Raw genomic sequence first — 8,295 nt, forward strand, 5'->3', positions numbered from 1 at the left:
GGCGAGGGGATTTATCCCCGTTCGGCTGCGCAGCAGTCGTCGCTTTTGGCGCCGCTTCGCAGCCCAACGGGGATAAATCCCCTCGCCACTCGGTTTCACACAGTATTCGAAAAATTCGAGGTTTCAACGCTACGTGATGGATCTGTTTCGCAGTGCACCGATTGCCCAGCCACTGGCCGCGCGTTTGCGCGCGACCAATCTGGATGAGTACGTCGGTCAGGAGCACGTGCTCGCTCGCGGCAAGCCTCTGCGTGAGGCGCTGGAGCAGGGTGCCCTGCATTCGATGATTTTCTGGGGCCCGCCGGGCGTGGGTAAAACCACCTTGGCGCGGTTGCTCGCGGAAGTCTCGGACGCGCACTTCGAAACGGTCTCGGCGGTGCTCGCCGGGGTCAAAGAGATCCGTCAGGCGGTTGAAATCGCCAAGCAACAGGCCGGCCAGTACGGCAAGCGCACAATTCTGTTCGTCGATGAAGTGCACCGTTTCAACAAGTCGCAGCAGGACGCGTTCCTGCCGTACGTTGAAGACGGCACGCTGATCTTCATCGGCGCCACCACCGAAAACCCCTCATTCGAACTCAACAACGCCTTGTTGTCGCGCGCCCGTGTCTACGTGCTGAAAAGCCTCGACGAAGCGGCGCTACGCAAACTGGTGCACCGCGCGCTCACCGAAGAGCGCGGCCTGGGCAAGCGCAATCTGACCCTCAGCGATGAGGGCTTTCAGATGCTGCTGTCCGCCGCCGATGGCGATGGCCGACGGTTGCTCAATCTGCTGGAAAACGCCTCCGACCTGGCCGACGACAACAGCGAGATGGGCATTGATCTGCTGCATAGTCTGCTCGGCGATACGCGTCGGCGCTTCGACAAGGGCGGCGAAGCGTTCTACGACCAGATCTCGGCACTGCACAAATCAGTGCGCGGCTCCAACCCCGACGGCGCGTTGTACTGGTTCGCGCGGATGATCGACGGCGGTTGCGATCCGCTGTACCTGGCCCGGCGCGTGGTGCGCATGGCCAGCGAAGACATCGGCAATGCCGACCCGCGCGCCCTGAGCCTGTGCCTCGCCGCGTGGGAAGTGCAGGAACGCCTCGGCAGCCCGGAAGGCGAGTTGGCCGTGGCGCAAGCCATTACCTATCTGGCCTGCGCGCCGAAAAGCAACGCGGTGTACATGGGCTTCAAAACCGCCCTGCGTGCCGCCGCCGAGCACGGTTCGCTGGAAGTACCGCTGCACTTGCGCAACGCGCCGACCAAACTGATGAAGCAGTTGGGTTATGGCGACGAATACCGCTACGCCCACGATGAACCGGACGCTTACGCCGCTGGCGAAGACTATTTTCCGGAAGAACTCGAGCCGATCCCGTTCTACCAACCGGTGCCGCGCGGCCTGGAGTTGAAGATCGGCGAGAAGCTCAACCACCTCGCCCAACTCGACCGTTTAAGCCCACGGCAGCGGAGAAAATAGTGCTTCCATTGATCATCGCGGTCTCTGCCGGCGGCGTTGCTGGCACTTTGTTGCGCTTCGCTACTGGCAATTGGATCACTGCCAATTGGCCGCGGCACTTCTATACCGCGACGCTGGCCGTTAATATCGTGGGCTGCTTGCTGATTGGCGTGTTGTACGGCCTGTTTTTGATACGCCCGGAAGTGCCGATCGAGGTGCGTGCCGGGTTGATGGTCGGCTTCCTCGGGGGGCTGACGACTTTTTCATCCTTTTCACTGGATACGGTGCGCCTGCTGGAAAGCGGGCAAGTGCCGCTGGCCCTGGGCTATGCGGCACTCAGCGTATTCGGCGGGCTGCTCGCGACGTGGGCTGGCCTGTCTTTGACCAAACTTTGATAACGAGAAACCGACATGCTCGATTCCAAACTGTTACGTAGCAACCTTCAGGACGTAGCGGACCGCCTGGCTTCCCGTGGCTTTGCCCTGGATACCGCGCGCATCGAAGCGCTGGAAGAACAGCGCAAGACCGTCCAGACCCGCACCGAAGCACTGCAGGCTGAGCGTAACGCGCGTTCCAAATCCATCGGTCAGGCCAAGCAGCGTGGCGAAGACATCGCGCCGTTGATGGCAGACGTCGAGCGCATGGCGGGCGAATTGAGTGCCGGTAAAGTCGAGCTGGACGCAATCCAGACCGAACTGGACTCGATCGTGCTGGGTATTCCTAACCTGCCACACGAATCCGTGCCGGTCGGCAAAGACGAAGACGACAACGTTGAAGTGCGCCGCTGGGGCACCCCGGCTGCGTTCGATTTCGAAGTGAAAGACCACGTTGCCCTGGGCGAGAAGTTCGGCTGGCTGGACTTTGAAACCGCCGCCAAGCTGTCCGGCGCGCGTTTCGCTCTGCTGCGCGGCCCGATCGCCCGTCTGCACCGCGCACTGGCGCAGTTCATGATCAACCTGCACGTCAACGAGCACGGCTACGAAGAGGCTTACACACCTTATCTGGTTCAGGCGCCGGCGCTGCAAGGCACCGGTCAACTGCCGAAGTTCGAAGAAGATCTGTTCAAGATCGCCCGCGAAGGCGAAGCCGATCTGTACCTGATCCCTACCGCCGAAGTGTCGCTGACCAACATCGTTGCCGGCGAAATCGTCGACTCGAAACTGCTGCCGATCAAGTTCGTCGCTCACACCCCGTGCTTCCGCAGTGAAGCCGGCGCGTCGGGTCGCGACACGCGCGGCATGATCCGTCAGCACCAGTTCGACAAAGTTGAAATGGTCCAGATCGTTGAACCATCGACTTCGATGGAAGCATTGGAAGGCCTGACCGCCAACGCCGAGAAAGTCCTGCAACTGCTCGGTCTGCCTTACCGCACCCTGGCGCTGTGCACCGGCGACATGGGCTTCAGCGCGGTCAAGACTTACGACCTCGAAGTGTGGATCCCGAGCCAGGACAAGTACCGCGAAATTTCGTCGTGCTCGAACTGCGGCGACTTCCAGGCCCGTCGTATGCAAGCGCGTTTCCGCAACCCGGAAACCGGCAAGCCTGAACTGGTACACACCTTGAACGGCTCCGGTCTGGCTGTAGGTCGTACCCTGGTTGCGGTGCTGGAAAACTACCAGCAGGCCGACGGTTCGATCCGTGTGCCGGACGTGCTGAAGCCGTACATGGGTGGCCTTGAGGTCATCGGCTAAATGAAATATCTGCCGCTGTTTCACAACCTGCGCGGCAGTCGTGTGTTGGTCGTCGGTGGGGGGGAAATTGCCTTGCGCAAATCCCGCCTGCTGGCCGATGCCGGTGCGCTGCTGCGGGTGGTCGCACCTGAAATCGAAACGCAACTGCGTGAACTGGTCGTCGCCTCTGGCGGCGAATGCCTGTTGCGCGGTTACGTCGAAGCGGATCTGGACGGTTGCGGGCTGATCATCGCCGCCACAGACGACGAAACGCTGAACGCACAAGTTTCCACCGATGCTCACAAGCGTTGTGTACCGGTCAACGTGGTCGATGCGCCTGCCTTGTGCAGCGTGATCTTCCCGGCGATCGTCGACCGTTCGCCATTGATCATTGCCGTGTCCAGCGGCGGCGATGCGCCGGTGCTGGCGCGCTTGATTCGCGCCAAGATCGAAACCTGGATTCCCTCGACTTACGGCCAACTGGCCGGGCTCGCTGCACGTTTCCGTAATCAGGTGAAAAGCCTGTTTCCGGATGTGCAGCAGCGTCGTGGTTTCTGGGAAGACGTATTTCAGGGGCCGATTGCCGATCGGCAACTGGCCGGGCAGGGCGCCGAAGCCGAACGTCTGTTGCAAGCCAAGATCGATGGCGAAGCGATGGTCACCACCGGCGAGGTGTATCTGGTCGGCGCTGGCCCGGGCGATCCTGACCTGCTGACCTTCAAGGCCCTGCGTCTGATGCAGCAAGCCGACGTGGTGCTGTATGACCGCTTGGTCGCGCCAGCAATTCTTGAGCTGTGCCGTCGCGATGCCGAACGTGTGTATGTCGGCAAGCGTCGCGCCGATCACGCCGTGCCGCAGGATCAGATCAACCAGCAACTGGTCGATCTGGCCAAGGCCGGCAAGCGTGTGGTGCGGTTGAAGGGTGGTGATCCGTTCATCTTCGGCCGTGGCGGCGAAGAGATCGAAGAACTGGCGGCCCACGGCATTCCCTTCCAAGTGGTACCGGGCATCACCGCGGCCAGCGGTTGCGCGGCGTATGCCGGGATTCCGCTGACCCATCGTGATTACGCGCAATCTGTGCGCTTTGTCACCGGGCATTTGAAGGACGGCTCCACCGATCTGCCATGGGTAGACCTTGTCGCCCCGGCGCAGACGCTGGTGTTCTACATGGGCCTGGTGGGGTTGCCGGTGATCTGCGAACAACTGATCAAGCACGGTCGTTCAGCGGATACCCCGGCGGCGTTGATTCAGCAGGGCACCACGGTCAATCAGCGAGTCTTTACCGGCACGCTGGCGGATCTGCCGCGATTGGTGGCGGAGCATGAAGTGCATGCGCCGACCTTGGTGATCGTTGGGGAAGTGGTGCAACTGCGCGAGAAACTGGCTTGGTTTGAAGGGGCTCAGGCGCAGGTCTGAGAACCGAGTTGACCCCATCGCTGGCAAGCCAGCTCCCACAGGTTTTGTGTTGAAGCTGCAATCTTCAGCATCACCAAAATCCCGGTGGGAGCTGGCTTGCCAGCGATGGGGCCCTCAAAAACAATACAAATCTCAACCCCGGCGCCAAACCCCTTTGCCAGCCAACCGCGCCCGATCATGGGCCACTGTGAAATCCTGCTCCGGCCCCTTCGGCACAATACCCGTCGGGTTGATGGTCTTGTGGCTGCCGTAGTAGTGGTTCTTGATGTGCTGAAAATACACCGTCTCGCCAATCCCCTGCATCTGATAGAGCTCACGCAACCAGTTTGACAGATTCGGGTAATCGGCAATCCGCCGCAGATTGCACTTGAAGTGCCCGTGGTACACCGCGTCAAAACGAATCACCGTGGTAAACAGACGCACGTCCGCTTCCGTCAGGTATTCCCCGGTCAGATAGCGGTTGGCGCCTAACACGCGCTCCAAGTGATCGAGTTCGGCAAACACTTCATCGAACGCTTCTTCATAAGCCTGTTGCGACGTGGCAAAGCCTGCGCGATACACGCCGTTGTTCACGGCTGGATAGATCCGCTCGTTCAGCGCATCGATTTCACCGCGCAGCGGCGCCGGGTAGAAGTCCAGATCGTTGCCTGTCAAACCATCGAACGCGCTGTTGAACATGCGGATGATCTCCGCCGATTCATTACTGACGATGCGTTTGAGCTTTTTGTCCCACAGCACCGGCACAGTGACGCGCCCGGTGTAGTCGGCGGTGTCAGCGGTGTAGCGCTGGTGCATGAATGCAAAATCATCGAGCTTGTCGCCGGTCGAGCCCAGCGCTTTGTCGAACGTCCAGCCGTTTTCCAGCATCAGCCAGCTTACGACGGAGACGTCGATCAGACTTTCCAGACCTTTGAGCTTGCGCAGGATCAGTGTGCGATGCGCCCATGGACAGGCGAGGGAAACGTAGAGGTGATAGCGTCCTGCCTCGGCGGCAAAACCACCTTCACCGCTGGGGCCGGGCTCACCGTCGGCGGTGACCCAATTGCGGCGCTTGGCCTGTTCGCGCTGGAACGCGCCGTCCTTGCCGCTTTCATACCACTTGTCCTGCCAGTGGCCATCGACGAGTAAACCCATGATCAAGACTCCATAAACCGATAATCGTTGGAGTCGAGTCTATTCCGATGAGTTCGAACAAAAAGCGCAAAGATCGGGCGCGAATGATCGGTTAAATCGATTTGTTCCGTGCGGCCCAGTATTGCTCGGCGGTTTCGAAGGCCTGTTCACGGTTTTGTCCGAGGCCGCGCAAGGCCAGGGCCATGGTCGCAATCAGGGCCATTTGCGGATAGCTGTCGACCACGTCGCCGCGCCACACGGCCTTCAGGTGCTCGACATCCAGTGACGATGGTTTGACGTGACGCTGCGCCGACAGTTGCGGCCATTCTTCGTCCCAGCTCTCGCCACCCGTGGTGCCATAGAGGTGACTGTTAGCGTCGGGGTTGATCTCGATTTCGCCGCCATCACCCTTGACCACAATCGCTGTGTCGCCGAGCAATCCGCTGGCATCGCGGTGCACGGCCTGATAGCCGGGGTGAAAAATGCTCTGTAGCCCGCAGCGCGCGCCCAGCGGATTGAGAATCCGCGCCAGCGAATGGATCGGTGAACGCAGGCCCAGGGTGTTGCGCAGGTCAATCATGTTCTGCAACTGCGGCGCCCAGTCCACCAGCGGCATGAACGCCAGGCCACCATTGTCCAGCGCTGCACCGACCTGTTGCCAGTCGCGGCACAACGGGATGTTCAATTCGCCGAGCAGTTGTTCGCTGTAGAGGCGCCCGGCGGTGTGCGCGCCGCCGCCGTGCATGAAGATGCGCAGGCCGTTCTGTGCCAGGCATTTGGCCACCAGCAAATACCACGGCAGATGGCGTTTTTTGCCCGCATAGGTCGGCCAGTCCAGATCGACATTCAGCGCTGGCGCCTGCAAGCGTGCGCGCAGAGCCTCGGTGAATCCGGCCATTTCCTCTGCGCTTTCCTCCTTGTGTCGCAGCAACATCAGGAAGGCACCGAGTTGGGTGTCCTCGACCTTGTCGTCGAGCACCATGCCCATGGCTTCGCGCGCTTCTTCGCGCGTGAGATCGCGCGCGCCGCGTTTGCCCTTGCCGAGGATTCGCACGAACTGGGCGAATGGATGTTCGGCAGGCGTTTCGAGGGTCAGCGCTGGAAAGTCGGTCATAAGCAATTCGTCGGTTTGGGCAGGCCCGCCAGTTTCGCGGCGAGTTTGGCGGGGGTGCCTTTGAACAGTCGGTTCAGGTGCAGGCCGTTGCCTTTTTCCGTGCCGAGTTTCAGCGCGGTGTACTTGATCAGCGGGCGTGTGGCCGGGGACAGTTGGAATTCTGCATAGAAGCTGCGCAGCAGTTCGAGGACTTCCCAGTGTTCAGGAGTCAACTCGATCTCTTCGGCAGCGGCGAGAGCGCTGGCGACATCGTGCGACCAATCGCTGAGATCGACGAGAAAGCCGTCCTTGTCCAGTTCGATGGCGCGGGCGCCGACGGTCATGTAATTCATAGCCAGCTGTTGACCTTGTCGTGATGGATCGACAGTTCGACGAAGGCCGGGTAATCGATGGCTTCGGCCCAGTCCGGGACCTGCACGGCGCGCGCCTGTGCGTCTTCGCTGAGGACGAACAGTTTGATCTGGCGGCTTTGCAGCGCAGTGCACGGCGCGGTGCCCGCTTGCAACGCGTAGACCGCATCGCCGGACAGTAACAAGGCATCCGCGCTGCCGATGATGCGCAGGCAACTGCTCAGGCGATCATCGCCAAAAGGGGAATGAGACAACACATGCAAAGTCGACATCAGAGGGTGATCACCTGGTCGTAACGGTCAATAAGGGCGGTGATTTGCTCGGCAGCCAGCGGTTGCGCTTCGTCTAGCGATAGCTGTTCGAGGCCACGAGCGCTGGCGCTGTCGGCGCAGTAAAACAATTCTTCTACGCCAAACATCGGCAGCGCTTGCAGGTTGGCGCTGAGGTCTTTTTGTTGCAGGGCTTTGGCGTTTTGCCCAGCGGCCAGTTGCAACACGCCGTCATCGAGAAACAGCAAACCGATCGGCAGATCGAAGGCGCCACCGGCCAGTACGATGTCCAGCGCTTCGCGGGCGCCGGGGCCGGACCATGGCGATTGGCGGCTGATGATCAACAGGGATTTGGCCATCTCATGCACCTCCGAAACAGATCAGGCGATCAGCGTCTTGCACGGCGTCATGCAATTGCCCAAGACCGGACAATTCCCATGGCTCACTGACGGAGACGGCGTCACGCTGATAGCGCTGGGCTTCTTCCGCGTTCAGCGCGCCACGGCGCAGGGCGGCGGCAATGCACACTACGCCGTCGAGCTTTTGCTCGGTGATGAAGCTGCGCCATTGCTTGGGCAAGTCCAGTTCATCCTGCGGGGTCACCACCGCGTCAGAGGCGTTATAGACGCCATCCTGATAGAAAAACAGCCGGACAATCTCATGCCCACCGGCCAGCGCAGCCTGCGCAAACAGCAGGGCGCGGCGCGAGGAGGGCGCATGGGCGGCGGAAAACAGCGCGATGGCGAACTTCATGACGGACTCGATCAGCAAAACTGTGGCCATGATAAAGCATTGCGCACAGCACCCGCGCCTGCTTTTCATGTAGGAGCTGCGGCACGCTGCGATCTTTTGACGTTGATTTTGCGAGGCAGGATCAAAAGATCGCAGCCTCGTTTCACTCGTCAGCTCCTACAGGGCAACACGA

At 60.7% G+C, this 8,295-nt stretch carries 10 protein-coding genes; 4 read left to right on the plus strand and 6 right to left on the minus strand.

Features of this window, described 5'->3' with window-relative positions:
- Positions 1–136: 136 nt before the first annotated feature.
- The 4 genes from PMI37_RS25490 to cysG are packed head-to-tail and all read left to right on the plus strand — an operon-like array spanning position 137 to position 4,524.
- Positions 137–1,459 (plus strand): replication-associated recombination protein A, encoded by a 1,323-nt coding sequence (locus PMI37_RS25490; protein WP_008086562.1) that lies wholly within the window; start codon positions 137–139, stop codon positions 1,457–1,459.
- Positions 1,459–1,833, plus strand: coding sequence for a fluoride efflux transporter CrcB (gene crcB, locus PMI37_RS25495; protein WP_008086563.1), 375 nt, complete (start codon positions 1,459–1,461; stop codon positions 1,831–1,833). The genes PMI37_RS25490 and crcB overlap by 1 nt, the downstream gene beginning before the upstream one ends.
- 15 nt (positions 1,834–1,848) lie before the next feature.
- Positions 1,849–3,129 carry a serine--tRNA ligase gene (serS, locus tag PMI37_RS25500; RefSeq protein ID WP_008086564.1) on the plus strand — a complete coding sequence of 427 codons (1,281 nt, stop codon included), beginning with the start codon at positions 1,849–1,851 and terminating at the stop codon, positions 3,127–3,129.
- Positions 3,130–4,524 (plus strand): siroheme synthase CysG, encoded by a 1,395-nt coding sequence (gene cysG / locus PMI37_RS25505; RefSeq protein WP_008086567.1) that lies wholly within the window; start codon positions 3,130–3,132, stop codon positions 4,522–4,524.
- Positions 4,525–4,656: 132 nt separating this feature from the next.
- Here the strand turns inward: cysG and PMI37_RS25510 are convergent, their stop codons facing one another.
- The 6 genes from PMI37_RS25510 to tusD form a co-directional block, all read right to left on the minus strand.
- Positions 4,657–5,658 (minus strand): glutathione S-transferase family protein, encoded by a 1,002-nt coding sequence (locus tag PMI37_RS25510; protein WP_008086569.1) that lies wholly within the window; start codon positions 5,656–5,658, stop codon positions 4,657–4,659.
- Between the two features lie 91 nt (positions 5,659–5,749).
- A complete protein-coding gene (locus tag PMI37_RS25515) occupies positions 5,750–6,751 on the minus strand; it encodes a glycosyl transferase family protein (protein ID WP_008086570.1) in 1,002 nt (333 codons plus the stop codon).
- Complete coding sequence (locus PMI37_RS25520; protein ID WP_008086572.1) at positions 6,748–7,083, minus strand: TusE/DsrC/DsvC family sulfur relay protein; 336 nt, start codon at positions 7,081–7,083, stop codon at positions 6,748–6,750. Before PMI37_RS25520 ends, PMI37_RS25515 begins: the two co-directional genes overlap by 4 nt.
- Positions 7,080–7,373 carry a sulfurtransferase complex subunit TusB gene (gene tusB, locus PMI37_RS25525; protein ID WP_008086575.1) on the minus strand — a complete coding sequence of 98 codons (294 nt, stop codon included), beginning with the start codon at positions 7,371–7,373 and terminating at the stop codon, positions 7,080–7,082. The genes PMI37_RS25520 and tusB overlap by 4 nt, the downstream gene beginning before the upstream one ends.
- A complete protein-coding gene (tusC, locus tag PMI37_RS25530; protein ID WP_008086577.1) occupies positions 7,373–7,729 on the minus strand; it encodes a sulfurtransferase complex subunit TusC in 357 nt (118 codons plus the stop codon). Before tusC ends, tusB begins: the two co-directional genes overlap by 1 nt.
- Before the next feature lies 1 nt (position 7,730).
- Positions 7,731–8,123 (minus strand): sulfurtransferase complex subunit TusD, encoded by a 393-nt coding sequence (gene tusD / locus PMI37_RS25535; protein WP_008086579.1) that lies wholly within the window; start codon positions 8,121–8,123, stop codon positions 7,731–7,733.
- Between the last annotated feature and the right edge of the window lie 172 nt (positions 8,124–8,295).

This window comes from Pseudomonas sp. GM80, assembly GCF_000282515.1.
Taxonomy (GTDB): domain Bacteria; phylum Pseudomonadota; class Gammaproteobacteria; order Pseudomonadales; family Pseudomonadaceae; genus Aquipseudomonas.

Coding starts and splice junctions, on each gene's coding strand:
- PMI37_RS25490 (WP_008086562.1), top strand. CDS start 137: ATGGATCTGTTTCGCAGTGCACCGATTGCCCAGCCACTGGCCGCGCGT.
- serS (WP_008086564.1), top strand. CDS start 1,849: ATGCTCGATTCCAAACTGTTACGTAGCAACCTTCAGGACGTAGCGGAC.
- cysG (WP_008086567.1), top strand. CDS start 3,130: ATGAAATATCTGCCGCTGTTTCACAACCTGCGCGGCAGTCGTGTGTTG.
- PMI37_RS25510 (WP_008086569.1), bottom strand. CDS start 5,658: ATGGGTTTACTCGTCGATGGCCACTGGCAGGACAAGTGGTATGAAAGC.
- PMI37_RS25515 (WP_008086570.1), bottom strand. CDS start 6,751: ATGACCGACTTTCCAGCGCTGACCCTCGAAACGCCTGCCGAACATCCA.
- PMI37_RS25520 (WP_008086572.1), bottom strand. CDS start 7,083: ATGAATTACATGACCGTCGGCGCCCGCGCCATCGAACTGGACAAGGAC.
- tusB (WP_008086575.1), bottom strand. CDS start 7,373: ATGTCGACTTTGCATGTGTTGTCTCATTCCCCTTTTGGCGATGATCGC.
- tusC (WP_008086577.1), bottom strand. CDS start 7,729: ATGGCCAAATCCCTGTTGATCATCAGCCGCCAATCGCCATGGTCCGGC.
- tusD (WP_008086579.1), bottom strand. CDS start 8,123: ATGAAGTTCGCCATCGCGCTGTTTTCCGCCGCCCATGCGCCCTCCTCG.